Source organism: Bacillus sp. SJ-10, from assembly GCF_002843505.1.
Classification (GTDB): Bacteria; Bacillota; Bacilli; order Bacillales; family Bacillaceae; genus Bacillus; species Bacillus velezensis.
Genome location: NZ_CP025258.1, coordinates 3701697 through 3728351, shown reverse-complemented (window position 1 = coordinate 3728351; position 26655 = coordinate 3701697). Strand labels below are relative to the sequence as shown.

General features: G+C 47.1%; 25 protein-coding genes. 14 read left to right on the top strand and 11 right to left on the bottom strand.

All coding sequences use genetic code 11. The annotated features are described in order from the left end of the window. Positions 1-95 precede the first annotated feature (95 nt). From CXL14_RS18405 to CXL14_RS18390, 4 genes are all read left to right on the top strand, one after another. Positions 96-1838, top strand: a complete 1743-nt coding sequence (locus tag CXL14_RS18405; RefSeq protein WP_088056542.1) for a phospho-sugar mutase — start codon at positions 96-98, stop codon at positions 1836-1838. Positions 1839-1980: 142 nt separating this feature from the next. Continuing rightward, complete coding sequence (locus CXL14_RS18400) at positions 1981-3117, top strand: GAF domain-containing sensor histidine kinase (protein ID WP_014417287.1); 1137 nt, start codon at positions 1981-1983, stop codon at positions 3115-3117. Continuing rightward, positions 3117-3764, top strand: a complete 648-nt coding sequence (locus CXL14_RS18395; RefSeq protein WP_014417288.1) for a response regulator — start codon at positions 3117-3119, stop codon at positions 3762-3764. The genes CXL14_RS18400 and CXL14_RS18395 overlap by 1 nt, the downstream gene beginning before the upstream one ends. Beyond that, the gene (locus CXL14_RS18390; protein ID WP_014417289.1) at positions 3761-4285 is read left to right on the top strand and encodes an NADPH-dependent FMN reductase; all 525 of its coding nucleotides are present in this window, start codon (positions 3761-3763) and stop codon (positions 4283-4285) included. Before CXL14_RS18395 ends, CXL14_RS18390 begins: the two co-directional genes overlap by 4 nt. Positions 4286-4298: 13 nt before the next feature. Here the strand turns inward: CXL14_RS18390 and CXL14_RS18385 are convergent, their stop codons facing one another. Next, complete coding sequence (locus tag CXL14_RS18385; RefSeq protein WP_003155335.1) at positions 4299-4541, bottom strand: YhdB family protein; 243 nt, start codon at positions 4539-4541, stop codon at positions 4299-4301. Positions 4542-4731: 190 nt separating this feature from the next. Between CXL14_RS18385 and CXL14_RS18380 the strand changes: the two genes are divergently transcribed. Continuing rightward, entirely contained in the window at positions 4732-5055 is a 324-nt protein-coding gene (locus CXL14_RS18380; RefSeq protein WP_003155332.1) for a DUF3889 domain-containing protein, read from the top strand. A 44-nt stretch (positions 5056-5099) separates the two neighbouring features. Here the strand turns inward: CXL14_RS18380 and CXL14_RS18375 are convergent, their stop codons facing one another. The 3 genes from CXL14_RS18375 to CXL14_RS18365 form a co-directional block, all read right to left on the bottom strand. Beyond that, a complete protein-coding gene (locus tag CXL14_RS18375) occupies positions 5100-6554 on the bottom strand; it encodes a peptidoglycan endopeptidase LytF (protein ID WP_014417290.1) in 1455 nt (484 codons plus the stop codon). Between the two features lie 178 nt (positions 6555-6732). Next, on the bottom strand, positions 6733-7167 hold the full coding sequence (gene nsrR / locus CXL14_RS18370; RefSeq protein WP_007610306.1) for a nitric oxide-sensing transcriptional repressor NsrR: 435 nt from the start codon (positions 7165-7167) through the stop codon (positions 6733-6735). Between the two features lie 133 nt (positions 7168-7300). After that, entirely contained in the window at positions 7301-8815 is a 1515-nt protein-coding gene (locus tag CXL14_RS18365) for a mechanosensitive ion channel (protein ID WP_014417291.1), read from the bottom strand. A gap of 168 nt (positions 8816-8983) precedes the next feature. On the opposite strand from CXL14_RS18365, the gene CXL14_RS18360 reads away from it, so the two are divergent. Next, positions 8984-10390, top strand: a complete 1407-nt coding sequence (locus CXL14_RS18360) for a SpoVR family protein (protein WP_014417292.1) — start codon at positions 8984-8986, stop codon at positions 10388-10390. Between the two features lie 38 nt (positions 10391-10428). On the opposite strand, the gene CXL14_RS18355 is transcribed toward CXL14_RS18360, so the two are convergent. After that, on the bottom strand, positions 10429-11808 hold the full coding sequence (locus CXL14_RS18355; protein WP_014417293.1) for an alkaline phosphatase PhoA: 1380 nt from the start codon (positions 11806-11808) through the stop codon (positions 10429-10431). A gap of 458 nt (positions 11809-12266) precedes the next feature. Between CXL14_RS18355 and CXL14_RS18350 the strand changes: the two genes are divergently transcribed. Next, positions 12267-13091, top strand: a complete 825-nt coding sequence (locus CXL14_RS18350) for a C40 family peptidase (protein ID WP_014417294.1) — start codon at positions 12267-12269, stop codon at positions 13089-13091. 68 nt (positions 13092-13159) lie between these two features. Here CXL14_RS18350 and CXL14_RS18345 read toward each other — a convergent pair whose 3' ends face one another. After that, complete coding sequence (locus tag CXL14_RS18345) at positions 13160-14035, bottom strand: transcriptional regulator CitR (RefSeq protein WP_007409271.1); 876 nt, start codon at positions 14033-14035, stop codon at positions 13160-13162. A gap of 109 nt (positions 14036-14144) precedes the next feature. Between CXL14_RS18345 and CXL14_RS18340 the strand changes: the two genes are divergently transcribed. From CXL14_RS18340 to CXL14_RS18325, 4 genes are all read left to right on the top strand, one after another. After that, complete coding sequence (locus tag CXL14_RS18340) at positions 14145-15248, top strand: citrate synthase/methylcitrate synthase (protein WP_032863841.1); 1104 nt, start codon at positions 14145-14147, stop codon at positions 15246-15248. 78 nt (positions 15249-15326) lie between these two features. Next, positions 15327-16196 (top strand): SDR family oxidoreductase, encoded by an 870-nt coding sequence (locus CXL14_RS18335; RefSeq protein WP_014417296.1) that lies wholly within the window; start codon positions 15327-15329, stop codon positions 16194-16196. Between the two features lie 334 nt (positions 16197-16530). After that, complete coding sequence (locus CXL14_RS18330; RefSeq protein WP_014417297.1) at positions 16531-17934, top strand: branched-chain amino acid transporter BcaP; 1404 nt, start codon at positions 16531-16533, stop codon at positions 17932-17934. Between the two features lie 114 nt (positions 17935-18048). Then, positions 18049-19404 carry a sodium-dependent transporter gene (locus tag CXL14_RS18325; RefSeq protein WP_014417298.1) on the top strand — a complete coding sequence of 452 codons (1356 nt, stop codon included), beginning with the start codon at positions 18049-18051 and terminating at the stop codon, positions 19402-19404. A 36-nt stretch (positions 19405-19440) separates the two neighbouring features. Here CXL14_RS18325 and CXL14_RS18320 read toward each other — a convergent pair whose 3' ends face one another. From CXL14_RS18320 to sigM, 3 genes are read right to left on the bottom strand one after another with little or no spacing between them, the layout of a single operon-like run. Continuing rightward, a complete protein-coding gene (locus CXL14_RS18320) occupies positions 19441-19731 on the bottom strand; it encodes an anti-sigma-M factor (RefSeq protein WP_003155315.1) in 291 nt (96 codons plus the stop codon). Then, positions 19719-20795, bottom strand: a complete 1077-nt coding sequence (locus CXL14_RS18315) for an anti-sigma factor (protein ID WP_087920756.1) — start codon at positions 20793-20795, stop codon at positions 19719-19721. Before CXL14_RS18315 ends, CXL14_RS18320 begins: the two co-directional genes overlap by 13 nt. After that, a complete protein-coding gene (sigM, locus tag CXL14_RS18310; protein WP_003155312.1) occupies positions 20785-21276 on the bottom strand; it encodes an RNA polymerase sigma factor SigM in 492 nt (163 codons plus the stop codon). Before sigM ends, CXL14_RS18315 begins: the two co-directional genes overlap by 11 nt. A gap of 240 nt (positions 21277-21516) precedes the next feature. On the opposite strand from sigM, the gene CXL14_RS18305 reads away from it, so the two are divergent. Beyond that, the gene (locus CXL14_RS18305) at positions 21517-22116 is read left to right on the top strand and encodes a lysophospholipid acyltransferase family protein (protein ID WP_007409265.1); all 600 of its coding nucleotides are present in this window, start codon (positions 21517-21519) and stop codon (positions 22114-22116) included. Positions 22117-22161: 45 nt separating this feature from the next. Here the strand turns inward: CXL14_RS18305 and CXL14_RS18300 are convergent, their stop codons facing one another. Both CXL14_RS18300 and CXL14_RS18295 read right to left on the bottom strand, forming a co-directional pair. Further along, a complete protein-coding gene (locus tag CXL14_RS18300; RefSeq protein ID WP_007409264.1) occupies positions 22162-23496 on the bottom strand; it encodes a hemolysin family protein in 1335 nt (444 codons plus the stop codon). Positions 23497-23557: 61 nt separating this feature from the next. Next, on the bottom strand, positions 23558-23983 hold the full coding sequence (locus CXL14_RS18295; protein WP_007409263.1) for a Cu(I)-responsive transcriptional regulator: 426 nt from the start codon (positions 23981-23983) through the stop codon (positions 23558-23560). A 179-nt stretch (positions 23984-24162) separates the two neighbouring features. Here CXL14_RS18295 and CXL14_RS18290 point away from each other — a divergent pair, with 179 nt between their 5' ends. After that, positions 24163-25347, top strand: coding sequence for a pyridoxal phosphate-dependent aminotransferase (locus CXL14_RS18290; protein WP_014417299.1), 1185 nt, complete (start codon positions 24163-24165; stop codon positions 25345-25347). A gap of 32 nt (positions 25348-25379) precedes the next feature. Continuing rightward, positions 25380-26624: a beta-ketoacyl synthase N-terminal-like domain-containing protein gene (locus CXL14_RS18285; RefSeq protein ID WP_014417300.1), complete on the top strand. Its 1245-nt coding sequence runs from the start codon at positions 25380-25382 to the stop codon at positions 26622-26624. The last annotated feature ends 31 nt before the right edge of the window (positions 26625-26655 follow it).

Genomic DNA, 26655 nt, shown 5'->3' with positions numbered 1-26655 from the left:
TTCTTACATAAAGCATTTGGTTAGGTTATCAAGTGACACGGGCAGCCGATTCATATTAAAATATGGTCATAAGCTGAAATTATAGGAGGACGAACATGAGTTGGAGTAAGAGCTACGAACGCTGGAATCAGGCCGAACAATTAGATTCAGAATTGAAAAAATTATTGGCGGACGCAGAAGGAAACGAGCAGCTGCTGGAAGATTTTTTCTACAAAAATCTTGAGTTCGGAACAGGAGGCATGAGAGGAGAAATCGGGCCGGGTACGAACAGGATGAATATTTACACGGTCCGCAAAGCATCCGCCGGACTTGCGGCGTATATCGAAAAACAGGGAGAAGACGCGAAAAAAAGAGGGGTTGCGATCGCATACGACTCCCGTCATAAATCTCCTGAGTTTGCGATGGAAGCTGCAAAAACCCTTGCTTCCCAAGGCATTCAAACATACGTATTTGATGAGCTCCGCCCGACGCCTGAGCTGTCTTTTGCGGTGAGAAAGCTGAACGCTTATGCCGGTATCGTCGTGACGGCCAGCCATAACCCGCCTGAATATAACGGATATAAAGTGTATGGCGATGACGGCGCACAGCTGCCGCCGAAAGAAGCGGACATCGTCATTGCGGAAGTGAATGCCATAGAAAATGAATTAACGATTCAAGTTGAAGATGAACAGTCGCTGAAAGAAAAAGGTTTGATTAAAATAATCGGTGAAGAAATTGATAAACCGTATACTGAAAAACTGACTTCCATCTCCGTACATCCCGAGCTTTCGGATGAAGTGGATGTCAGCGTCGTGTTCACTCCGCTGCACGGCACGGCAAATAAACCGGTACGCCGCGGTCTTGAAGCACTCGGTTACAAAAACGTCACCGTCGTAAAGGAGCAAGAGCTGCCGGACCCGGATTTTTCAACCGTCAAATCGCCGAATCCGGAAGAGCACGCGGCATTCGAATATGCCATTAAACTCGGAGAAGAACAAAATGCCGATATTCTCGTCGCTACGGACCCGGATGCCGACCGTCTCGGCATTGCCGTAAAAAACAGCGAAGGCAAGTACACAGTGCTGACGGGAAATCAGACAGGCGCGCTTTTATTGCATTACCTGCTTTCCGAGAAGAAAAAACAGGGCACCCTTCCTGAAAACGGTGTCGTCATGAAAACGATTGTCACGAGCGAATTGGGCCGCTCCGTCGCTTCATCGTTCGGGTTAGATACGATTGACACGCTGACAGGCTTCAAATTTATCGGTGAAAAGATCAAAGAATATGAAAAATCAGGCCAATACACGTTCCAGTTCGGGTATGAAGAAAGCTACGGCTACTTAATCGGCGATTTCGCGCGTGACAAAGACGCGATCCAGGCTGCGCTGTTAGCCGTCGAGGTATGCGCCTTTTATAAAAAGCAGGGCATGTCGCTTTATGACGCGCTGCTGTCCATTTTTAAAGAATACGGTTATTACCGTGAAGGTTTGAAGTCATTGACGTTAAAAGGAAAACAGGGAGCAGAGCAGATTTCCGCTATCCTGACTTCATTCCGAAACGATCCGCCGAAGCAGATGGCCGGAAAACAAATCACGCAGGCTGAAGACTATTCAACGGGAAAACGGACTGTATTTGCCGATCATCGTGAAGAAGATATTGATCTTCCGAAGTCAAATGTCCTGAAATATTTCCTTGAAGACGGCTCTTGGTTCTGCCTTCGTCCATCGGGAACGGAGCCGAAAGTGAAGTTCTATTTCGCCGTGAAGGGAACTTCTTTACAAGACAGCGAACAGCGTCTTGCCGCATTATCTGAAGCCGTCATGAAAACGGTGGATGGCATAGTGGAAAATACGAAATAAACAACAACCGCCGGAAGCGACATCCGGCGGTTTTTTTACGTCTCATCCGAAAGTATGAGGAAAATTCATGCTGAAAACAAAGGAATATACAGAAAAGAATTGATATAATATGGATAATTCTGATTGGCCGGAGTGAGGGAAATTGACGAAAACGACGGTAGAAACGTTAAAAACGTTAAAAGCGATTGCGGAAACCTTAAACCAAAGCCACGATTTAAAGGAAGCGCTTGATAAAGTGCTCCGCGAACTGCTCAGCCTGACCGGGCTGCAGACAGGGTGGATTTTTCTGATTGAGCCGGACGGGTCTTATACGCTCGCCGCATCCGCTTATTTACCGCCGGCTCTCGGTCAGCGGGAAAATGCACTCATGTGCAGCGGGGAATGCTATTGTCTGACCAAATTCAGCAATGGCGGATTGACAAAAGCCGTAAACATAATGAATTGTAAACGGATTGAATTTGCGGAACAGACGACGAACTGCCGCGATACGGAGGGCATTACCCATCATGCGACTGTACCGCTTGAGGACGGCGGCCGGAAGTTCGGTTTATTAAACGTCGCCGCAAGCGAAAAGACATTTTTCAACGAAGAAGAACTGCATCTGCTTGAAGCGGTTGCATTTCAAATCGGAACGGCGATTCAGCGGATGAAATTGGCCGAATTTGAGCAGCAGAACGCCCTGTTGATGGAACGAAGCAGACTTGCGCAAGAGCTGCATGATTCCGTCAATCAGATGCTGTTTTCTGTCAGCTTAACGGCAAAAGCCGCAAAGAGCTTTACAGATGATGATCGACTCCGGCAGATGATTACGTTTATTCAAGAGCTGTCTCAGGATGCGCTAACAGAAATGAGGGCGCTTATTTGGCAGCTGAAGCCGGAAAGTTTGACGAAAGGGCTGTATGCGTCGATCAAAAGCTATGCCGCTCTTATCGGCCTGGAAGCCGTTTGTGAAATGGAGGATGAGCTGGAGCTTACGGATGAACAGGAACACGCGCTTTGGCGGATCGCCCAGGAAGCCTTGAATAACTGTAAAAAGCATGCGGGAACGGACCGGGTTATCATTTCCGCCGTTAAAAAGCCGGATTGCGCTGAGCTTCACATCAGCGACCGTGGAGCGGGCTTCAGCGCTGATGCGCACGCTGTGCTCCCATCGCTCGGCGTGGCCGGCATGAAAGCGCGGGCTGAAGCGATCGGAGGCCGCTTTACACTACAATCCGAGCTTGGCGCCGGAACGATTGTCTCCGTTCGGCTTCCGTTTCGGGACAGGAGGTCTGATTGATGAAAATTGTGATTGCTGATGATCATCACGTTGTCCGCAAAGGACTGCGCTATTTCTTCGCCACTCAGGAAGACATTGAAGTTGTCGGTGAGGCATCCACCGGTGCTGAAGCGCTTCAGCAAGCTGAAAAGACGGAGCCGGACATCATTCTGATGGATTTATCAATGCCTGATATGGACGGCATAGAAGCGGCAAAAATTGCGGCTGAACGATTTCCGGACATCAGTATCGTCGTTTTGACGAGCTATTCTGATCAGGAGCATGTCATTCCCGCCCTTAAAGCCGGCGCAAAAGCATATCAGCTGAAAGACGCCCAGCCCGATGATTTAGTGAAAACGCTCCGGGAAGTGTATTCCGGACGTTACCGGCTGTCGGCGGATATTGTGCCTCACGTGCTGACCCATATGGTTCAGGATGATCAGGATAAGGAAAAATATTATCAGCTGACCCCCCGTGAAAAAGATGTTCTTCAAGAAATATCCAAAGGGAAAAGCAATAAGGAAATTGCGGCGGCACTGTGTATTTCCGAAAAAACAGTGAAGACCCACGTATCTAACCTGCTCTCAAAGCTGAATCTTTCCGATCGGACGCAGGCGGCATTGTATGCGGTAAAATATAATGTTTTTGGAAAGGCGGTAAAATTATGAGCATATTAGTGATCAGCGGAACACCGAGAAAAAACGGGCGGACTAGAATTGCCGCTTCTTATATCAGAGATCGGTTTCATACCGATTTTATTGATTTGAGCGAAAGTGAACTGCCGCTTTATAACGGTGAAGAAGAACAGAACGAGCTGCCTTCAGTGCAAGAGTTAAGGCGGCAGGTGAAAAAGTCGGCGGCCGTCGTCTTATTATCTCCCGAGTATCACAGCGGCATGAGCGGCGCTTTAAAAAACGCCATCGATTTTTTAAGCAGCGATCACTGGGCATACAAACCGGTGGCAATCATTGCCGCGGCGGGCGGAGGAAAAGGAGGCATGAACGCGCTGGCGAATATGCGGACGGTCATGCGGGGCGTCTATGCAAATGTCATCCCGAAACAGCTGGTCTTAGACCCGATTCACATCGACATGGAGCGCCGGACCGTATCTGAGGATATGGCGGTCAGCCTGAAAGACATGATTGAAGAGCTGAATATGTTCACAAACACAGGAAATCCCGGCGTCTGACGCCGGGATTGTTTTATGTCAGCATGGCTAATTGATCTTCATAAGCGAGCTCTGTCGCATGATCAATATACCCGAGAAGGGAATACAGCTCTTTTTCAAGCACCGCATGATCATATTCGAAATGATACGCGTGCAGAAAGTGCTCAATACGCTTTGATAATAAATCATCTTTTGTACGAACCATCAAAATTAATAAATTGTCCCATTGAGACCGGTGTGTGTAATACAAGGCTTTGTCATAATCGGCATGATCCATCTTACGCTTCTCCTTTCAATGAGAAGTTCTCCGTTAGTTTATGCCGTCGAAGCCCGGATGCAACGGGGGAAAAGTTGGTGTCCTTATCACATCGGCATAGCAATATGAGGGAGACATAAAATAAAACCGCATATCCGTCTCTTCTTTGGACACGCTAAGATTGACAAAAACGACTCAGGAGAACATAAAGATGAAATCTCTTCCATTTGCGCTTGCCCTCTTGTTTTGCGGCATTCTCATTGCCTCGATCGCTGAAAAAGGGCATACAGAACACCTCGATCCGTCAGTTGAAAAATGGGAGCAGCTCGCATGGAACCAGCTTGAACGTGAATACAAGGGGGCCGAGCTTACCGATTATTCGTACATGGGCCGTACAAAAGTGAACCGGGAACAGACGAAAGATGTGTTTCGCGTAACGGTGCAAACAGCAAAAGAAACGTTTTCATCCCGTGCTGAAGTGTATTTCCACCCCGTAACAAAACACGTGATCAGCATTAATATTTTCAGACTATAAAAAAAGCTGCACAGCCTAATTGAGGCCGTACAGCTTGTCAGATATCAGAAGAAGCGTTTTGCGCCGAGGTAGCGCTGTTTCCAATAGGAATTGTTCATGCTGGAAATAACGACACCCGAATCGTTGGCATTAATAAACTGGCCGTTCCCGAGATAAATACCGACGTGGGAAGGTCCGGCTTTATAAGTTGAGAAAAAGACAAAGTCACCGACCGCCGGCTGGCTGACTGATGTCATCGTATTCCAGTAGCCTGCGGCTGAAAGTCTGGATACAGAAGTGACCTTATTGAGAACGTAATAAATGAAACCGCTGCAGTCAAAGCCTCTCGGCGTTGTCCCGCCCCATACATACGGTACGCCCAGTTGAGCTTTTGCGGCATCGATCATTACATTAATCTTCGCACTTGTTGAACCTGTGCCGCCTGTGTTGCCGGACTGATTCGGTGTCGTGTTTGTCTGCTGCCCGGTAATCGTCAGCTTTTGTCCGATTTGAAGAACATCTGTTTTCAGATTGTTTTTCTCGCGGATCTGCTGGGCGGTCACATTGAACTTTTGGGCGATCACCCATAAAGAATCCCCGCTTTTCACGGTATATGTAGTGGTTTTCCCTGTATCTCCGGACTGGTTCGGAGTTGACGGTGAAGTCGAAGAGCCGGAAGATGACGTTTTGGTCAGCTTAAGCACTTGTCCGACCCGCAGCATGTCTGACGTCAGTTTGTTGATGCTTCTGATTTGCTGAACCGTCATATTGTATGCGTTTGCGATTTTCCAGAGCGAGTCTCCGCTTTTTACTGTATAAGAGGACGTTTGCGTCTGGTTTTTATTTTGGTTTGAATTGTCTTTTGACGGCGTGTTTCCCGAAGAAGACGTTCCTTTTGTTTTCAGGACTTGGTTTACGTAGATCGTATCCGTTTTTAAGTTGTTTAATACTTTGAGTTCCGCAATGGTCATATTGACGCTGTTTGCGATCTTCCATAGGGAATCGCCGAGTTTTACTTTATACGTCCCGGAAGATGATGACTGATTTTTGCTGCTGTTTGAGCTGCTGCCAGGAGCGGTTTTTTTCTGATCGGTGCTTGAGGAAACTTTCCCCGTCACTTGCAGCTTCTGTCCGGCGCGGATTAAGTCGCTTGTCAGACCGTTCAATTTTTTCAGTTCCTGTACGGACATTTTAAAATCAGATGCGATCAGCCACAGCGAGTCGCCGCTTTTCACTGTATAAACGCTTTTAGTCGTGCCGCTGTTCTTTGAAGATGGCTTTTTGCTGCCGGAATCTGATTTGCCGTTAGGAATGTTGAGCGTCTGCCCGATAGAAAGAACGGTGGATTTTAGATGATTCGCTGATGTAATGGCATCCACGCTTGTATTGTAGTTTTGGGCAAGCTTCCATAATGAATCTCCGCTTTTAACCTTAATCGTTTGTGCTTCTGCCGGTGTTACAGCTAACGCAGACCCGACGATCGCAGATGCAGTCAAACCGACCGCTACCTTTTTTTTCATAATGAATCTCCCTTTTCCTGCGATGATTTTACTATCCCCATTCGTTGCAGCCGCAAGGTGAGGATATCAGTAATGATAATCTTTATATCGGCACTTGTCTGCAATCGTTTATCATATTAATAGAAATAGTCCTTTTTTCTTATGCCGGCATAAAAAAAGAAGGAATGCGGACATTCCTTCAGCTTCTGAGCAGTCTCATAATCTCCTCTTTGTTTTTGACCAGATCCCTTAACGTATATTTGTCTAAAACGGCCAGGTAAGCTTGCAGGGCTTCATTCAGAAGGTTCTTTAAGTTGCAGGCGGGAGATATGATACAGAGATTTTTTTTGGAGTCAAAGCATTCTACGATGTTAAAGTCGTCTTCTGTATTTCGAACGACTTCTCCAATGTTTATGTCTTCCGGTGTCATTCCTAATCGGATTCCGCCTCCCCGGCCCCGGATCGTTTCGACATATCCGAGCTGTCCGAGGCGGTAAATGACTTTCATGAGGTGGTTTTTAGAGATGGAATAAGTATCTGCGATTTCTTTTATGTTGGAAAGTTCGTCGGAATGTCTGGAAGCCAAAAAAATCAAAACGCGTAAAGAATAATCAGTATAGTTCGTTAATTTCATAGAATGACCTCGAAAAAAGAGATTTTGCTTCTGTTACAGTCTATCATATATGAATCTAAAATGAAAAAAAAGGAATTTGTCCCTTTAACTCAAAAAAAAAACGTGCGCTCCTTCTGAGCACACGTTTTTTTCGTTAAGACATCGGCGGCTTACGATCGTCAGCCGATTGATGTTTTTCAATTTTGCGATCCAATTTTGCGAGATAACGGGAGGCGAATTCTTTTCCGCCAAGACCGAATGAAAGTCCGAAGGCAAGCGCGAAACCGCCCAGAATCAGAATAAACGCGGCATTTACGATCGTGTCGGCGACACCGAGCTGATCCAGCGCCATAAAGATTGAAAGAGTGATAATGGTATATTTCGCAAGCGGCGCCAGGAATCTGAATTCCTTTCCGCTCAGCATGCCGGCAAGCAGCCTGCTGACGAGCTGTCCGGCCAAAAGCCCGATTCCGAGAATAAATACAGCGGCCAGAACATTAGGCAGGTAAGCGATAATACCTGTTGCGATAACGACGAGAAATTCAAGATGGACAAGCTGCAGCGCCTCTGCCGTAAAGAGCAGGACGATGATGATCTGAACAATCATGCCGACCGTCTGAGAAAGCGTCAGCTTCGGGGTACCCGCCTGTTCAAAGCCCATTTTACCGAGAAGAGAGTCGAAACCGGCCCGGTGCAAGAGCCCGGATACAATGCTGTTGACCCATTTTCCGATCCAGATGCCGGCGATGATCAGCACAATACCGATGATGATATTAGGGAGCATTGTGAAGACCGTGTGCAGCATGGCTGACGCCGGTTCAGAAATACCCGCGACATCAAGCCGGTCAAGCGCAGAGATGATCACCGGAATGAAAATCAGCACGTAGACAATCGTTCCGATGATTGCCGACAGGCTTGTATCCTTCAGATAAATAGAAAGCCCCATACGTGCGGCAAGCCTTTCCGTGCCGATACTCGCCAGAAAGTTTGTGACGATATCACGGACGAGACGGGCAACAAGCCAGCCGATTAAAACAATCAGCGCCGCGGCGAATAATTTCGGTATAAAGGACAAAACGCTTTGGATCATATTTGTAAACGGCCCTGATACTCCGCTGATTTGGAGAGCGGCCAAGACGCCGGGCAGGAACAAGAGCAAGACGAAGTAAAAAACGATTCGTGAAGCGGCCGTAACGGATCTGCTCATTTCCGCTTCTTCAGACACCATTGTCCATTTTCTGAGCCGGCCGTTTTCAGCGAGTTTCATGCCCGCTTTTTTGACGAGATAGCTGAAAAGCGAAGCGGCCGCCCAGCCCAACAGCAGAATCAGGCCGGCTTTTAAAATGCTCGGCACAGCCGCCGTTATCGCTGACAGCATGCTGACAAAAGGCGAAGCCACGGTTGTCAGATGCAGAATGTTAAAGAATAGAATAAAAACGATGATTAATGCGATAAAATAAATGACTTTACTGATGACTTTTTCTGAGGAATAGCGCGCCGGCTTTTTTTCGGCGAACAGCCTGTCGTCGATTTTTGTTTTTTGCAGGCCTTTGTATACGGCTTTTTCAATGATTTTGGCAATGCCCCAGCCGATAAGCAGGACGAGCAGTGCAATGATCAGATTCGGGAGTTTGCTGAGATACGTCGTAAGCATGTCTGCTGTATTCAAGTAGAATCGCTCCTTTTCTTTTTGGGTATGGTGTGTGTTTTACCCACTTACATATAAAGCAAACGGGGCGGATGTGCCGAAAGTTTTCAGCCGGAAACCGGTCTGTTATTTCATCTTTTGAGAGGAGGGGTCATACATTATAAATAAGTCCAAGTAGGGGGGATTCGGTTGAACGCGGAGGAGACAAAAGGTTTACAGCGGGCAATTGAGGAAATAACCGACATTGCCAAGGGTTTCGGCCTTGATTTCTACCCGATGAGATATGAAATTTGCCCGGCTGAAATTATTTATACATTCGGCGCGTACGGCATGCCGACGAGATTCAGCCACTGGAGTTTCGGCAAACAATTTCATAAGATGAAACTCCATTATGATCTCGGTTTGAGCAAAATTTATGAACTTGTCATTAATTCCAACCCTTGCTACGCTTTTTTGCTGGACAGCAATTCGCTGATCCAAAATAAATTAATTGTAGCCCATGTTCTTGCCCATTGTGATTTTTTCAAACATAACTGCCGCTTTCAAAATACGAACCGGGACATGGTTGAGAGTATGGCGGCTGCGGCGGAGCGGATTAAGCATTATGAAAGAATGCACGGGATAAAAGAGGTGGAGTCCTTTTTAGATGCCATTCTGGCGATTCAGGAGCATATCGATCCGTCGCTCGTCAGGCCGAAGCTGCTGTGGAGCGTCGATGACGAAGAGGAGGACGAAGAAGAAACCGCGCCATCGCCTTACGATGATTTATGGGGAATGGATAAGCCGAAGCAGGTGAAAAAGAAAAAAGGGAAAAAACCGTTTCCGCCCCGGCCGGAAAAAGATATTCTGCTGTTTATCGAAGAACATTCGCGGGAGCTTGAACCGTGGCAGCGTGACATTTTAACCATGATGAGAGAAGAAATGCTGTATTTCTGGCCGCAGCTGGAAACGAAAATCATGAACGAAGGCTGGGCATCTTATTGGCATCAGCGGATTATCCGCGAGCTTGACCTGACTTCAGATGAAGCCATCGAATTTGCGAAGCTGAACGCAGGCGTCGTTCAGCCGTCAAAAACGGGAATCAACCCGTATTATTTAGGGCTGAAAATTTTTGAAGACATCGAAGAGCGTTATGACAACCCGACAGATGAAATGAAAAAAACAGGAGTAAAGCCCGGTTCCGGCCGCGAGAAAATGTTTGAGGTCAGGGAAATTGAATCGGATATATCATTTATCCGCAATTATTTGACGAAAGATCTCGTGATGCGTGAGGATTTGTATTTATTCCAAAAGCAGGGCAGGGACTATAAAGTGATCGACAAAGAATGGAAGGCCGTGCGCGACCAGCTCGTGAACATGCGGGTCAACGGGGGATTTCCTTATCTGACCGTCAATGACGGGGATTACCTGAAGAATAATGAGCTTTATATTAAACATTGGTATGAGGGAATTGAGCTTGATCTGAAATATTTGGAGAAAGTGCTGCCGTATCTGTACCAGCTGTGGGGCAGGAGCGTGCACATCGAATCTGTTCTTGAAGACAGAGAAGTGATGTTTTCTTATGACGGCAAAGGAGTGCACCGGAGATATCTGTAAAAGAAGAAAGGATGCGGGAGTTTCCCCGCATCCTTTTTTTATTTTCCGTGTTTCAGGATGTGAAAGATCTTTTTGGCCTGGTCCGTGTTGTTTAAAAGCCCCGTAAATGACTCTCTTCCCGGACCGTACGCGTAAACGGGAACTTCTTCGCCCGTATGATCGCCGGTTGTCCAGCCGCTGTTGGTTTTCGCATTAAAGAGCTTAATGATCGCTTTGTAGATGCTCTTGTCAGCATCCTGTTTTGCGGCCGTTTCGATCTGTTTGATCTCAGCTTTTGACCATTTCAGGTCTGTATAACGCGCAAGCACGGAAGATACGGATTTGCCCGCTTTGATTTGGTCAGCCATAAATGCCGGGGTTTTTTTGGCGGCAAGAATCGGTTCAACATGCCAGTTTTTATCGTCATTCGCGCCGATCGTCAATCCGCCGGTGGTATGATCGGCCGTGGCAACGACAAGCGTATGTTTGTCCTTTTTGGCAAATGCGATCGCTGCTTTATACGCTTTTTCAAAATCCTTCATTTCACTCATTGCGCCGACTATATCATTGTCATGTCCCGCCCAGTCAATTTGGCTGCCTTCGACCATTAAGAAAAACCCTTTTTTATTCTTGTTCAGCCTGTCGATCGCTGCCGTTGTCATGTCTTCTAATGAAGGGACGGCGTTTGAGCGGTCGATTGCTTTGTCGAGTCCGCCATCGGCAAACAGGCCGAGAATCTTCTTGTTACGATCCTTTTTGAGCTCCTGTTTTGATGTAACGTAGCTGTATCCCGCTTTTTTGAAATCCTTTGTTACATTGCGGTCTTTACGGATAAAGTTTGATTTGCCGCCTCCGAGGAGCACATCGACTTTCTGTTTTCCGTTGATGCGGTCATCAAAGTAGCTGCTTGCGATGTCATCCATATTTTTTCTGGATTTGTTATGGGCTCCGAATGCCGCAGGAGTGGCGTGGGCAATCTCCGAAGTTGCGACAAGTCCGGTGGATTTGCCTCTTTGTTTCGCTTCTTCGAGGACGGATTTTATCCGCTTTCCTTTTTTATCGACTCCGATCGCCGCGTTATACGTTTTCACGCCTGTGGCCATTGCCGTGCCTGCCGCCGCGGAATCGGTAATATTGGAATCAGGATCGTCAGGGTAAGTCATCATCATACCGGTGAGATTGGGGTCGAATGCCGTCAGTTTCATGCCGTCTGCAGGCTTTCCTTTGTTAATGACCGAACGGTAGGCGTTCATATAGGGAGCGCCCATTCCGTCGCCGACCATGAAGATGACGTTTCTGATCTCGTTTTTGTCAGGCTGTTTTTTTGCCGCAGCCTGTTCGGAGTGCTGAAGCCCCGCGCCCGCAATCAGACCGGCTGTCAGCACGGATACGGCTGCCGCCGGCAGAAGTTTTGATCGAACCTGTTTAAATAGACTCATTCTCACTCGTCCTCCTTTAATCTTGTCTGCATGTCTAATGGTAGGGGATGTTTGTAAAGAGCGCCTGTTCCTCCTGTAAATTTCAGGTGAAACATTGTTAGAAATGTAAATTCCGGTGTAACTTATGTTTTCAAGAAAGAGTGAAAACCATTCACTTTTTTGAAAAAGACGAGGATTTTTTTAACAAGGGGTTATTTGGAAAATAAACTGCTTTGTTTTTCCAAAATACGAGGATCACAGGAAAAAAACATGACAAATTGACTCATTTTTCGTCACGTTTGAAATCAAATTGAAATATTTAATACCCTTAAAAACTTTTTTTAAAAACGAATTAGTAAGAAATTTGTCACGGGAAGTCAAGTCTATTTCTAGTGGAAATTGAACCTTATAATAGGAAACAGATAAAAACTTTAAAAAAGAGACACATAAAATAGATAGAATCATTCGGGGAGGAAAACATGAAAAAGCAACTTGTTACAGCAACAACGGCAGTGGTTTTGGGGACGACTTTGTTTGCGGGCGCGGCATCTGCGCAAACGATTAAGGTAAAAAAAGGCGATACATTATGGGGACTTTCAAATCGGTACGGAACGTCAATTAATTCCATTAAATCTGAGAACAAATTAAAATCGGATATCATTTACATCGGCCAGACGCTTTCGATCAACGGTAAATCATCTTCAGGTTCAAATTCGGGCAGCAAGTCATCATCGTCTACATATAAAGTCGTAAAAGGCGACAGCCTTTGGAAAATTGCGAATAAATATAAAATGACGGTAAACCAATTAAAAAGTTTAAACGGTTTAAAAACGGACCTGATCCGCATCGGACAAGTTCTTAAAGTAAAGGGATCAACTTCCGGTTCAACGTCTTCAGGATCTTCGTCATCAAAGCAGCCTTCATCCAGCCATAATGCTGCACAGACGAGCCTGAATGTAAACAAGCTGATTTCTGATGCGCAATCTTTAATCGGCACGCCGTATGTATGGGGCGGAACAACGACTTCCGGCTTTGACTGCAGCGGATTTATCTGGTACCTGTTAAACAAACAGACGAGTGTCGGCAGAACAAGCACTGCGGGATACTGGAGCTCAATGAAGAGCGTGTCCAGCCCGTCAAGAGGAGACTTCGTCTTCTTTACAACATATCAGGCCGGCCCTTCACACATGGGTGTGTACATCGGAAACAACAAGTTCATCCATGCCGGTTCTGACGGCGTCACAACAAGTGATCTGAATAACAGCTACTGGAAACCTCGCTACCTTGGCGCGAAAAGATTCTAGCAGCGATAGAAACCCGTTCATCAGAACGGGTTTTTTATTTAGACGGGACAGAGCTCCATTTGTTTCACCTAAAAATGAAAATGTGATAAAAAATCTAAAAAGGTTTTCTTTTTTTCATTTTCATAGAGGGCGATGGCGTACGCGCCCGCGCTCGGCATCTGGGCGAATTCGCACGGAATTTCAATCATGCTGCCTGCGGCGAGCTCGGCCCGTACCGCTGACAGCGGCAGAAATGAGACACCCAGCCCCTCTTTAATAAATCGTTTCGTAATATGCGTCTGTGTCACCTTCATTGTCCTGACGAAAGGGAACTGTATTCTGACCTGGCGGAGCAAATCATCCCAATAGTCAGGGTGGTTATGGGTCAAAAGCAGATATTGTCCGAACAGGTCTTTCACTTCATCCGCCTTCCCTGTCCCGGGTTTTCGGCCGGGCGGCGCGACGAGGACAACGGGGTCATTGTACAGGGGGCGGCAAGTGAGGGAAGATGATTGCACCTTTAAGCAGCTCAGTCCGATATCGGCTGAGCCGTTTCTGATTTGAGAGGCGATTTCTTCCGATTCGAAAATGGTGACCGTCATTTCGGTTTCTTTATTGTCCTCTGTATAACGCTTCATGACAGACGGGAGAACGGTGTCGGCGATAAGCGGCGAAACAGCGAGTGTCAGTGTGTGCGAGTAGCCCTGGCGCACCCTGTGCAGCTCCGCCATGCTGTTTTCATAGTCTTCCAAAAGCCTCATGGCAAACGGCACGTATGCTTTTCCTTCTTCCGTCAATTGTATTTTCCGGCCGCTTCGCTGAAACAGCTTGCAGCTGATTTCTTTCTCTAATAATTTTATATGAACGGTGACGGTCGGCTGAGATAAAAAAAGCGTTTCTGCCGTTTTTCTGAAATTCTCATATTTTGCCGCAGTGACGAAGGTGTGAAGCCATTTAAAATCCATAGATGCACTCCTCTGATTAAAAGTTTTAATTAATTCCCTTAAAAATATTCATTATTTTTTAAATATTATATTTACTATAATAACAGAAAGAGGATAAGGGGGAATGAAATTGATTTATCGTGGATTGAAAGGGATTACTTGTGCAGAAACGGCTATCAGCCACATTGACGGAGAAAAGGGGCATTTAATATATCGCGGCTATGATGCGAAGGATATCGCGCTGCAATCCAGTTTTGAAGAAGCGGCGTATCTCATTTTGAACGGGGCGCTTCCTGATGAGCGGCAATTGCTTGCGTTTCAGGAAGAACTTGCAGCCGAGCGCGGGCTTCCGAAACATTTGATCGACTTACTGGAAACGCTTCCGGATGAAATGGACGACATGGCGGTGCTGAGAACGGCTGTTTCAGGTTTGGGCACAGATTCATTTACATATCCGCCCAAGCCGGAAGAAGCGATTAAACTGATTGCCGTCACACCGACGATTATTGCGTACAGATACCGCCGTAAGCAAGGGAAGGAAGCGTTGTCACCTGAGGCGCGATACGGACACGTTGAAAACTATTTGTATATGCTGACAGGCAGGCAGCCGTCCGCAGCCCAAAAGAAAGCGCTTGAGACGTATATGATTCTGGCGATGGAGCACGGGATGAATGCATCGACTTTTTCAGCGAGAGTCACCGTTTCGACTGAATCGGACTTAGTGTCTGCCGTCACTGCCGCACTGGGTACGATGAAAGGGCCGCTGCACGGAGGCGCGCCTTCAGGCGTCACGAAAATGCTTGAAGACATCGAGGAAAAAGAAAATGCAGAAGCGTATTTGACAGCGAAGCTTATGAGGGGAGAACGCCTGATGGGCTTCGGGCACAGGGTGTACAAAACAAAAGACCCGCGGGCGGAAGCGCTGCGCATAAAGGCTGAAGAAGTGGCGGGAAATGATCCGTCGCTTGACTTGGCGCTTTATGTGGAGAAGGAAGCCATCCGCTTGTTAGAGCAATATAAGCCCGGACGGAAGCTGTATACGAATGTGGAGTTTTACGCAGCGGCTGTGATGCAGGCCATTGATGTCGACAATGATTTATTTACGCCGACCTTTTCAGCAAGCAGAATGGCAGGCTGGTGCGCACACGTGCTTGAACAGTCCGCTGACAACATGATTTACAGGCCGTCTGCGAAATACACCGGCGCTTTTCCCGAAACGGCTCAGCAGCTTTAATACCGGCATATTTGTCCGTTTAACTCTCAGCACTGCGTGGTATCGTCTCAGTAATACCAATTGCAGGAGTGTGAGAATATGAATCCGATGGACAGACAGACGGAAGGACAAAAGCCGCAGGTGCAAAACCGCCAGCCCGGCATTGAGTCAGACATGGAGCCGAAGCCGCTCTTGGAGGACCCGGATGTAAAAGGGTCGGGCAGATTAAAAGGAAAAGTCGCCGTCATCACGGGCGGAGACAGCGGCATCGGCGCAGCGGCTGCGATCGCTTACGCGAAGGAAGGGGCGGATCTTGCCATCCTGTACCTAGACGAACATGCCGATGCCGAGAGAACGAAAAAGCGTGCGGAAGAATACCAGGCCGAATGCCTGTTAATTCCGGGGGACGTCGGTGATGAGGCGCATTGTCAGAAGGCGGTCCGGCAAGTCTTAGATCACTACGGAAAAATAGATATTCTCGTTAATAATGCGGCTGAGCAGCATCCGCAAAACGGGATTCTTGATATTACAGCTGAACAGCTGGAGAAGACATTCCGTACAAACATGTTTTCCATGTTTCATATGACAAAAGCCGTGCTGCCTCATCTCAAAAGAGGGAGCGCCATCATTAATACAACGTCGATTACCGCTTATCAGGGAGACACATCATTGATCGACTATTCGTGCACGAAAGGCGGCATCGTTTCCTTTACTCGTTCAATGGCGATGTCATTGGCCGATCAGGGGATCAGAGTAAATGCGGTGGCCCCTGGCCCGATCTGGACCGCCCTGATTCCGGCAACGTTTACTGAAGAAAAGGTGGAAAAGCATGGTCTGGACACTCCGATGGGAAGACCGGGACAGCCTGCGGAACACGCCGGAGCTTACGTGCTTCTGGCTTCAGACGAATCTTCCTATATGACGGGGCAAACCATTCACGTAAATGGCGGCAGATTTATTTCAACATAATACGCAAGTCTTATCCCGCGCTTTTAAAAAGGGCGGGATTTTTATTTGAACGTACATATGAATACGATTTTAAAAAAAATAAAAGTCGCTAGCTGAATCACTAATGTTAATATTTCACAGTGGAAAATCCGCTGAGTTCTGTTTCATGAAAACTAAAAATAATATATAGAATTTTCAAAAAAGTTATTTTCATTTTTATATTTTTCGCTATAATATGATGTAGGAGAAAGGAATGATGTGCTGAAACATTTCATGCGAAAAATAAGAATTTAGTCATTATTGCTATTGTTATCTGAATATTCTAACATATATTGGTTTACAAGGAGTGAAGCAGATGAAGGGGAGCGTATTCAGAAAGAAAAGCATTCAGGACCTGCTTGCCGCAACGGGCGGGGAAAAGTCGCTAAAAAGAGAGTTAGGGGCCTTTGATTTGACCCTTCTGGGGATAGGGGCCATCATCGGAACGGGGATTTTTGTATTAACCGGAACAGGCGCTGTCACGGCGGGGCCGGGGCTGACCGTTTCATTTGTCATCGCCGCTCTTGCGTGTTTATTTGCGGCTCTGTCATATGCCGAATTTGCTTCAAGCGTCCCGGTTTCCGGTTCCGTCTACACGTTTACTTATGCGACACTGGGTGAACTTCTCGCGTTTATTATCGGATGGGATTTAATCTTGGAATATATGCTCGCCGTCAGCGCGGTTTCGGTCGGATGGTCCGGCTATTTTCAATCATTCTTGGCGGGCTTCGGCATTCATCTTCCGACCGCATTAACGGCCGCGCCGGGGTCAATAAAAGGCACGGTCACATTCTTTAATCTCCCCGCATTTGTTATCGTGCTTGCGATTACATTCCTCCTCTACTTAGGCATTAGGGAATCGAAGCGGGTCAATAATATTATGGTCATTTTGAAGGTTCTGGTTGTTCTATTGTTTATCGCCGTTGCGGCCGTATATGTCAAACCTCACAACTGGCAGCCGTTTATACCGATGGGGTTCGGCGGTGTTTTCAGTGCCGCGGCGCTCGTTTTCTTCTCTTTTATCGGTTTTGACGCCGTCTCTTCCGCCGCTGAAGAAACGAAAAATCCAGCAAAGGATCTGCCGAAAGGAATTATCTTTTCATTAATCGTCTGCACTGTGCTGTATGTGACCGTATCGGCGATTATGACGGGCGTCGTTCCGTTTGCCCGCTTTGAAGGCGTTGACCATCCCGTGTCTCTCGTCCTGCAGATGGCAGGACAGAATTGGGTGGCCGGGATTATTGATATCGGCGCAGTGTTGGGAATGACAACGGTGATGCTCGTCATGCTGTACGGCCAGACGAGGGTGATGTTTGCCATGTCCCGTGACGGTTTAGTGCCGGGGGCGCTTTCAAAAGTCCATCCGAAGCATAAAACGCCGCACGTGGTGACGTGGGTGTTCGGCATCCTGTCAGCATTACTCGGTTCGCTCGTCCCGCTTGATGAACTGGCGAAGCTGGTGAACATCGGCACGCTTGCCGCGTTTGTCCTGATTTCAGTGGCGGTTATCGTATTGAGAAAGAAACAGCCTGATCTGCCGAGGGCTTTTAAATGTCCGGGGGTTCCCTTTATTCCGATATTGTCCATTCTGTTCTGCGTGTTTTTGATTATTAACCTCGGCGCCACCACCATATTCCGTTTCTTTATCTGGCTGATCATCGGTCTGGTGATTTATTTCTTATATTCGAGAAAGCATTCGAAATTAAACGGGGATTTGTAAGGAGCGGCACCCGCCGCTCCTTTTTATTTTTCGGAATAATGAAACATATTGAAATGGGCTTAAGTTATCGCAGTGAATAAGGGATAATATAGGGCGGAAGGGAAGTGGAAAGTCGTGTCTGACCAAAAAAGGGTTCAATGGGCCTCAAAAATAGGATTTATTATGGCCGCTGCCGGTTCGGCGATCGGCCTGGGAGCCATTTGGAAGTTCCCTTACGTAGCGGGTACGAACGGAGGAGGCGCTTTTTTTCTTGTTTTCGTTCTCTTTACCGTGCTTTTAGGCTATCCGCTTTTGCTCGGTGAATTTATTTTCGGAAGACGGAGCCAGACAAATGCGATTGATGCCTACAAACAAGCCGCGCCGAAGTCGGTATGGCACCTCACGGGTTATGTGGGTGTGGCGGCCTGTTTTTTAGTTTTGTCTTTTTACAGTGTTGTCGGCGGGTGGATTTTGCTTTATGTGTTAAAAGCCGTTACCGGTTCTTTATCCGGGCTCACTCAGGAGCAGTACGGCACGGTGTTCGGGACAGTCATTGAAAATCCGATCCAGACTCTCGTTGCGCAGCTTGTATTTATGATCATGACGGTAGCGGTCGTCGCAAAAGGCGTGCAGAAAGGGATTGAACGTGTCAGTGCGGTGCTGATGCCGATTTTATTTGTGCTGTTTCTATTGCTTGTGCTGCGATCAGTCACGCTCGATCATGCCGTTGAGGGGATTAAATTTTTATTGGTTCCGCACTTTGAAGATTTGACGCCGGAATCCATCCTATATGCTTTAGGACAGGCGTTTTTTACATTAACGCTCGGTGTTTCGGTCATGGTGACATACAGTTCGTATCTGCCGAAAACCCAAAATCTTCCGGGTTCGGCGGGTTCCATTGTTATGATGAATGTACTCGTTACGCTGTTTGCGGGACTGGCCATTTTCCCGGCGGTTTTTTCGTTCGGCTTTAAACCGGATGAAGGGCCTACACTGCTGTTTACCGTGCTGCCGGCTGTGTTTGACCGGCTGCCGTTCGGCTCGCTGTTTTTTATCAGCTTTCTGGCGGTCTTTTTCTTCGCCGCGCTGACTTCGGCCTTTTCGATGGTGGAAATTATCGTGGCGACTGTGGGGAAAGGTGATGAAACGAAAAGAAAGAAGCTGTCGTGGACAAGCGGTCTGCTCATTTTCTTAGTCGGAATTCCGTCCTGTTTATCATACGGTGTTCTCGGTGATGTTCATTTGTTCGGAAAAACGTTTTTTGATCTTGCGGATTTCACCGTCAGCAATGTGCTGATTCCGCTCGGCGCTTTATTAATATCAATCTTCGTCCCGCTGAAAATACCGAAGCAGGAGCTGTTTGCCGAGATGAAAAGCGGTTCCGCCATCGGCTATCGTTTCTTTCAGGTGTGGTATTTCCTTCTGAAATATCTCGTGCCGCTGGCTATCATCGTCGTATTGCTGCATTTAATCGGCGTTCTTTCATTTTAAAAAAACAGGCCCCCGTAAAAGGGCCTGTTTTTATGTTTAAAAACCGAATTGCAGATTCGTATCAACCGCAACGATCGTATATACACAGACAATGACGAACAGATTGAGAATGACACCGAGCAGTCCCGGGCCCGTCCGTCCTTTTTTAATAAACAGCTCAATGATGCCGAACGGCACGGCGGCCATCGCAAACGGCAGCATCTGATAAGAATAGAAAGTCACATTGCTGATGATTGCCACGTTCAAAAGCAGCAGCGACAAAATCGCGGTACCGACTGATATCCAGCCGAAAACATTATGCTCTTTAAAAATTCTTACCAATTCCATAATTCCACCTCACCGATGTTTGCTGCTTTTACTGTTTTGTTTTTCAGCAGACGTTCGATTTCTTTTGTCGGCCCCGTCACGACAGAGCCGTATACGTTCATTCCGTGATGTTCAACATAGTCGATTCGGCTGCCAAGATTCATGTCTTTTCGTTTCGATATTGCATGCGCCCATTTTTTATGGCGGGACATAAATTCAAGGGCATTGATAAATTGTTCACGGTCTGTCTGTCCTTGCGTTTCGAAAGAGGACACCATCTTAGAATCTTTCCCGGGAAATCCTAACGGCTCGGCATAAGGACTGTCTTTCAGATTTTTCTCCGTTTCGACCGCATTCCATAAAAACTTCACATCGTATTTTTTAAAAGTTGAATATACTTGAGAAGAAGGGTAGGCCCGGTCATAAGAAAGATAGACCTCCGCCACGCTTCCTTCAGGCAATTTTTTTAATGTCTGACCGGCTTTTTCAATCGTGCGTTCCTTTAAGCCGGAAGGATGGGCGAAATAATGCTTTGCCTGTGCCGCGTCTAGATCATAGTAGTTAACGGCAGGCGATTTGACCGTATCTAAAAACATTTCAATCCGTTCTCCGCCGACGGATTTCGTTTTTGTGCCGATCTGCTTTTGCAGCGGAAATTCCGTATTCATTCCAAACAGCTTCACCTGGCTTTTCAGTCCGGAGGTATCGACGAGGACGTTCGGCATTGTGGTCGCCACCGTCACTGCCGCGGTCTCCATTAATTGATTGCCGGTGCTTTCCTTTCCTCCCAGACCGTAATAGAGGTAGCTTCCCAAAGTGCAAAGCGGCAAAATCATCAAAGTGGAGATGACGGCGAGAACTGAAATCCGCAAATACGATTTGCGTTTTCCGTATGATAAAATGGCCTTCTGTTTTTCCGGGCTGATGCCGACGTCCCATTCCCGGTCGTCCTGCATTTCGCTTTCAATCAACTCCTGATAGACTTCCAGCTTTTCCAGCTCTTCTTCAAAGGCGGCCATTTCCCGGTCGCTCATTTCTCCATTTTTGTATTGGTAAAAACGCTTTTTAAATTCTTCATTCATCATTAACACCTCTATTATAAAGTGCTTTCAGCCGCTGTCTGGCACGAAATAAAACACTTTTAAAATTAGCCTCTGAAATATTCATAATATGGGATGCTTCTTTGTAATTCAGTTCTTTTAAATAATACAGTGTTAAGGCCTCCCGATAATTGTCGGGAAGTTCGGACATATACCCTGTCAGCACTTCCTTGATTTCAATCTGATGAGCCGGGCTTTGAACAGCCGTCTGAAAAAGGCTCCCAATTAAGTCATCGGAAATGGTCACTTCCTTTTTATGTTTTCTGACATAATCTATAAACGCATTTCTCGCCACTTGAAAAAGCCATGGCTTTACTTTGCTGTGGTCGTAGGAGTGAATGTGTATGTATGCCCTCATAAAGGTTTCCTGCAGCAAATCTTCAGCGAGATGCTTGTCTTTTGTCATGGAGAGCAGGAACCGGTAAACATCATTCATATACATTTGGTAAATTTCATCGATCGTCACTGCCTTTTCTCCCCTCTATGTTATACACGCATAAGAAAGGTTTAAAGTTGCACGTTCCATGCAAACGGCTTAAATTCATTTTCACCTCATCAAACACCATTTCTCTATAGTACCCAAAAACCGTCATAAAAGATAGAGATCGGCAGAGGAAAAATATAATTATTAGTACCAGGTAATAAAAAATATTGTTATAATAGAGAGAGAGAACACTTTTGATCATTACAACAAAGGAAGTGCGTTATGTATAAGTTTTGTGCAAATGCCATCAAATGCATTCTATCTCTGCGCGGAGGAGTGAAAGTGTACAATAAAGAGAATCTTCCGTCTGATAAAGGATTCGTTATCGCGTGCACGCATGCGGGCTGGGTGGACGTCCTCACGCTCGGTGTCGGGATATTGCCCCATCAGATTCATTATATGGCGAAAAAAGAGCTGTTTCAGAAAAAGTGGATCGGACGTTTTTTGAAGAAGATTCACGCGTTCCCGGTTGACCGTGAAAATCCGGGCCCGAGCAGCATTAAAACGCCGATTAAGCTTCTGAAGGAAGGGAAGATTGTCGGGATTTTTCCGAGCGGTACGAGAACATCAGAAGACGTCCCGCTGAAAAGAGGGGCCGTGACCATCGCCCAAATGGGAAAAGCGCCGCTCGTTCCGGCCGCATATAAAGGGCCGTCTACGGGAAAAGCGCTGTTTAAAAAGGGAAAAATGCGGCTTATCATCGGAGAGCCGATTTTTTTGGAGGACTTTTCCGATCTTGCGCCGAAGGAGAGGCTTGCGGCCATGACAGAAGAGCTGAATGCCAGAATTAAAGAGCTTGAGAAAAAACTTGAACAATTGTAAATGAAAAAAAGCTTGCCGTCTGTATCAGACGCGCAAGCTTTTTTGTTATGCTTCTTTTTGTTCGGCGGTTTCCAGCAGTTCATCAAACGCCAGTTTTTTCACTTCGATATATGCGACGTGGTGGCCGTCAATTTCATTAATGATAAATTCACAGCCTTCTTCGATAATCGAGTCGTATTGTTCGACGTCGTATTTCTGGGTAAGGAACCAGCCGCCGATGGTGTCGACCTCGTCATTTTCTAAATGGATGCCGAGGAGTTCGTTCACTTGATCAATCAGGACCTTGCCGTCAAGCATGTAATGGCCGTCGCCGAGTTTACGGATTTCGTTGATTTCATCGATATCAAATTCATCACGGATTTCCCCGACGATTTCTTCAATAATGTCTTCAACGGTGACAAGCCCCGCTGTTCCGCCGTATTCATCCGACAGAATCGCCATATGAACCCGTTCCTTCTGCATTTTTACAAGCAGATCGTGAATCGGTGCCGACTCAATCACATGGATGATCGGATTGACAAAATCGGTAATCGGCGAGTCGACTGATACTTCGCCGCTTATGCAGGCGGTCAGCACTTCTTTAATGTTAATAACGCCGATAATATTATCTTTGTCACCCTCTTCGACAGGGTACCGGGTATATTTTTCAATCTGAATGATGTCCATCATTTCAGAGATTTTGATATCATGCGGCAGACTGACGATTTCCGTACGCGGAATCATGATTTCTTTTGCAAGTCTGTCGTCAAATTCAAAGATTTTGTTCACATATTTAAATTCAGACTGGTTGATTTCACCGCTTTTATAGCTTTCCGATAAAATAATGCGCAGCTCTTCTTCAGAGTGGGCAAGCTCATTTTCAGACACCGTCTCCAGACCGAACGCCTTCGTTAAAAGACGGGCGGAGTTGTTCAGAAGCCAGATAAACGGGAACATGATGCGGTAAAACCAAATGAGCGGTTTCGAAAACAGCATTGAAACGGCTTCCGCTTTCTGGATGGCGACTGTTTTCGGCGCCAATTCTCCCACGACCACGTGTAAGAATGTAATGATCGCATAGGCGAGAATAAATGAAATAATATGCGATAATGAGCTTGGTACGTTTATCTTTGTGAAAAGCGGATGAAGCAAGCGTTCAATCGTTGATTCGCCTAAGACACCAAGACCGATGGAAGTCAATGTTATGCCGAGCTGGCACGCCGATAAATACTCATCTAAATGCGTGGTCACTTTTTTGACACCGATTGCGGCTTTATTTCCTTCTGCTATAAGCTGGTCAACCCGTGAGCCTCTGATTCTGATTATCGCAAACTCAGATGCTACGAAAAATGCCGTCAGCGCGATTAAAACCGCGACTAAAATCAAATTCACAATGTCCAATTAGAACCTTCACTCCTTTTGGGAAGATGAAGGTAACACCTCCTGTTAGTAAGATAATGGTTTAACTTAACAGCAGCATAAATGATTGAAGCACTGCAAGCTTTTCAGGAGCCAGCCTTTTTTTCAGCTGGGCGCGCTCCTCTGGTTCAAGCTTTTCAAACCGATTCAAGATCACGGAGATGTTTTGATTCATGTGATCAATTTCCGATGCCAGATTTCCAATATCGTCAGGCAGGGCTGAAGAGGGAAACTGGTTCTCCAGTCGATCTTTTATATCAGACAGGGCCAATCGCTGCTTTTTACAAGCGACTATAAACTTTAACCGATTAAGTGCAAGTGTATCGTAGTAACGATAGTTCGAACAAGACCTGTCAGGCTTTAAAAGCCCGAGGTTTGTGTAGTAATCCACCGTGCGTTTCGTTACACCGGCAAGCTCTGCTAATTCACTGATGCGATAAGTCTCAGCCCCATCTAAATCCCTCCCCAACCATCACGTTATAGTTATGAGAATAGTTTAATATATGAAGGGGAGTTTGCACAAGTTTATTGTTTTCCGTCTTTCTCCTGAAACGGCGCGGCGGGCTGTCTGAAAAAGCGTTGACTGCGCCAGGTAAATCTTTCATAATCATTGTAAATAGAAACGGAAGAAAAAGACAGAAGGGACAGATGACAGTGGCCGATTTATCACGGGAAGTGACACAGAATCTGGAGAAAGGTTCATGGATACGCAAACTATTTGATGAAGGCGCGCGGCTGAAAAAAGAGTTCGGCGCCGATAAGGTGTTTGACTTTTCAATAGGAAATCCGGTTGCGGAGCCGCCTGAAACGTTTAAAAAGGCGCTTTGCGAAGCGGCTGAAACAGGGCGGCACGGATACATACAAAACCAGGGGCTTCCGGAGGCGAGAGAAAAGGTTGCGCGCTTTTTGTCAGAGCGGTTTCAGACAGAAATTTCCGCCAGGCATACAGTCATGACGGTCGGAGCCGGCGGGGCGCTGAATGTCGCGCTGAAGAGCATTTTAAACCCGGAGGAAGAAGTCATCCTCCTTTCGCCTTATTTTGCGGAATATAAAGCGTATGTTGAAAATTACCGCGGCAGACCCGTCATCTGCCCGCTGACTGACTCATTTGAGATTGATATTGAAGCGGTTAAAGGTGCGATCACCCCCCGTACGAAAGGACTGATCGTTAATACGCCGCATAATCCGACGGGGACTGTGCTCAGCCAGAAAAACCTTAACGAATTGGGCGCCTTATTAAAAGAAGCCGAAGAGCGGAACGGCCAAAGCATATTTATTTTATTTGATGAACCGTACAGCCAGCTGATCTACGGAGAAGAGCAGGCGAATCCGTTTCAGGCGTATCACCGCGTGATTTTAGTCAGTTCGTTCAGTAAAGATCTCGGCATTGCGGGGGAAAGGCTCGGGTATATCGCGGCAGACGCCCAAATGCCTGAGGGCGATCTTCTGACGGATGCGTTCGTTTTCTGCAACCGGACGCTCGGTTTTGTGAACGCTCCGGTCATGATGCAGCGCGCCGTGGCGAAAATGGATGATCTTTCGATTGACGCTGAACCTTACAGAAAGCGGAGAGACCTTATGGTGGACATCCTCACAGAAGCCGGCTTCGAATTTGAAATGCCGAAAGGAGGCTTTTTCGTCTTTCCGAAATCACCGATTGAAGACGAGGTGGCGTTCTGCATGCATGCCGCACAGAAATACAAACTATTGATCGTACCCGGCAGCGGATTTGGAAAAAGCGGCTATTTCCGATTATCTTTCAGCGTGCCTTCAGAACAGATCAGACAGTCGCGCGATATTTTCAAAGCACTGTATCAAGATTTTTCTTCATAGCTTCCAATACATAAAGATGGGAGAACGGACAAATGTCGAGGAGAAATAATGGCACGTCAGACATCAGCATTACAGGAATCGGAGTCTTAACCGCGGTCGGACAAGGCAAGGAGGCGTTTCTCGATGCGCTCATGGAGGGGCGGCACGCCTTTGATGTGATGAAACGGCCCGGCCGGCAGAAAGGCAGTTCGTTTATCGGCGCGGAGCTTAGCGAATTAACGCCGCCGGACGCGCTGTCCAAGCGCTTGTACCGAAGGGCCGCATTATCAGGAAAGACGGCGCTTATCGCTTTATATGAAGCGTGGCATGACGCTCAATTAGACGGCGCTGACCACAGCCGCACCGGTCTGATCATCGGCGGCTCGAATATGACGCAGCGCGAATTGCTGCAGGTCTTTGAGAAAAACGGTGAAACGCCGCAATTTGTAAATCCGACATACGGGCTTTCTTTTATGGATAGTGATTTGTCGGGGCTTTGTACGGAGCAATTCGGGATAAAAGGGCCGGCCTTTACGGTCGGCGGCGCGTCGGCAAGCGGCCAGGCGGCGGTTATTCAGGCTGCTCAAGGAATCAAAGGAGGCCTGTTTGACCGGTGCATCGTGATCGGGGCGCTGGCCGATCTGTCGTACATGGAGTGTCATGCTCTCCGTTCTTTGGGAGCGATGGGCACTGATACATACGCTGAACGGCCTGAAGCCGCCTGCCGCCCGTTTGACCGGCATACGGACGGGTTTATATTCGGAGAGGCGTGCGGGGCGATTGTGCTGGAACGCGCTGAATCTGCCGAACAGAGGGGCGCGCGTTCGTGGGCCGGCTTAAAGGGCTGGGGGATGGCTTCCGATGCAAACCGCAACCCGAATCCTTCAGCAGAGGGCGAAATGACGGTGATCCGCCAGGCGCTGGAGCGGGCCGGTCTTTCAGCAAAAGAGATCGATTACATCAACCCGCACGGCACCGGTTCGCCGATCGGTGATAAGACTGAATGCCGGGCGCTTTCTGAAAGCGGCCTGTCGCACGCGCGGATTAATGCGACAAAATCGATTACCGGACACGGTCTGAGTGCGGCCGGAACGGTGGAAATCATTGCTGCTCTCTTGCAAATGCGGGAAAACAAGCTTCATCCGATCCGAAACTTAACGGAGCCGATTGACGATTCTTTTCAGTGGGTGACCGACGGGCCGAGCATCCATACCGTACACCATGCGTTAAGCTTAAGCATGGGATTCGGGGGGATTAATACGGCGCTTTGTTTAGAAAATCATTTCCGAAGCAGATAACGGCAGCCTTCTTTTTGAAGGCTGTTTTTTA

Coding starts and splice junctions, on each gene's coding strand:
- CXL14_RS18405 (WP_088056542.1), top strand. CDS start 96: ATGAGTTGGAGTAAGAGCTACGAACGCTGGAATCAGGCCGAACAATTA.
- CXL14_RS18395 (WP_014417288.1), top strand. CDS start 3,117: ATGAAAATTGTGATTGCTGATGATCATCACGTTGTCCGCAAAGGACTG.
- CXL14_RS18390 (WP_014417289.1), top strand. CDS start 3,761: ATGAGCATATTAGTGATCAGCGGAACACCGAGAAAAAACGGGCGGACT.
- CXL14_RS18385 (WP_003155335.1), bottom strand. CDS start 4,541: ATGGATCATGCCGATTATGACAAAGCCTTGTATTACACACACCGGTCT.
- CXL14_RS18380 (WP_003155332.1), top strand. CDS start 4,732: ATGAAATCTCTTCCATTTGCGCTTGCCCTCTTGTTTTGCGGCATTCTC.
- CXL14_RS18375 (WP_014417290.1), bottom strand. CDS start 6,554: ATGAAAAAAAAGGTAGCGGTCGGTTTGACTGCATCTGCGATCGTCGGG.
- nsrR (WP_007610306.1), bottom strand. CDS start 7,167: ATGAAATTAACGAACTATACTGATTATTCTTTACGCGTTTTGATTTTT.
- CXL14_RS18355 (WP_014417293.1), bottom strand. CDS start 11,808: ATGAGTCTATTTAAACAGGTTCGATCAAAACTTCTGCCGGCGGCAGCC.
- CXL14_RS18350 (WP_014417294.1), top strand. CDS start 12,267: ATGAAAAAGCAACTTGTTACAGCAACAACGGCAGTGGTTTTGGGGACG.
- CXL14_RS18345 (WP_007409271.1), bottom strand. CDS start 14,035: ATGGATTTTAAATGGCTTCACACCTTCGTCACTGCGGCAAAATATGAG.
- CXL14_RS18335 (WP_014417296.1), top strand. CDS start 15,327: ATGAATCCGATGGACAGACAGACGGAAGGACAAAAGCCGCAGGTGCAA.
- CXL14_RS18330 (WP_014417297.1), top strand. CDS start 16,531: ATGAAGGGGAGCGTATTCAGAAAGAAAAGCATTCAGGACCTGCTTGCC.
- CXL14_RS18320 (WP_003155315.1), bottom strand. CDS start 19,731: ATGGAATTGGTAAGAATTTTTAAAGAGCATAATGTTTTCGGCTGGATA.
- CXL14_RS18315 (WP_087920756.1), bottom strand. CDS start 20,795: ATGATGAATGAAGAATTTAAAAAGCGTTTTTACCAATACAAAAATGGA.
- CXL14_RS18305 (WP_007409265.1), top strand. CDS start 21,517: ATGTATAAGTTTTGTGCAAATGCCATCAAATGCATTCTATCTCTGCGC.
- CXL14_RS18290 (WP_014417299.1), top strand. CDS start 24,163: ATGACAGTGGCCGATTTATCACGGGAAGTGACACAGAATCTGGAGAAA.
- CXL14_RS18285 (WP_014417300.1), top strand. CDS start 25,380: ATGTCGAGGAGAAATAATGGCACGTCAGACATCAGCATTACAGGAATC.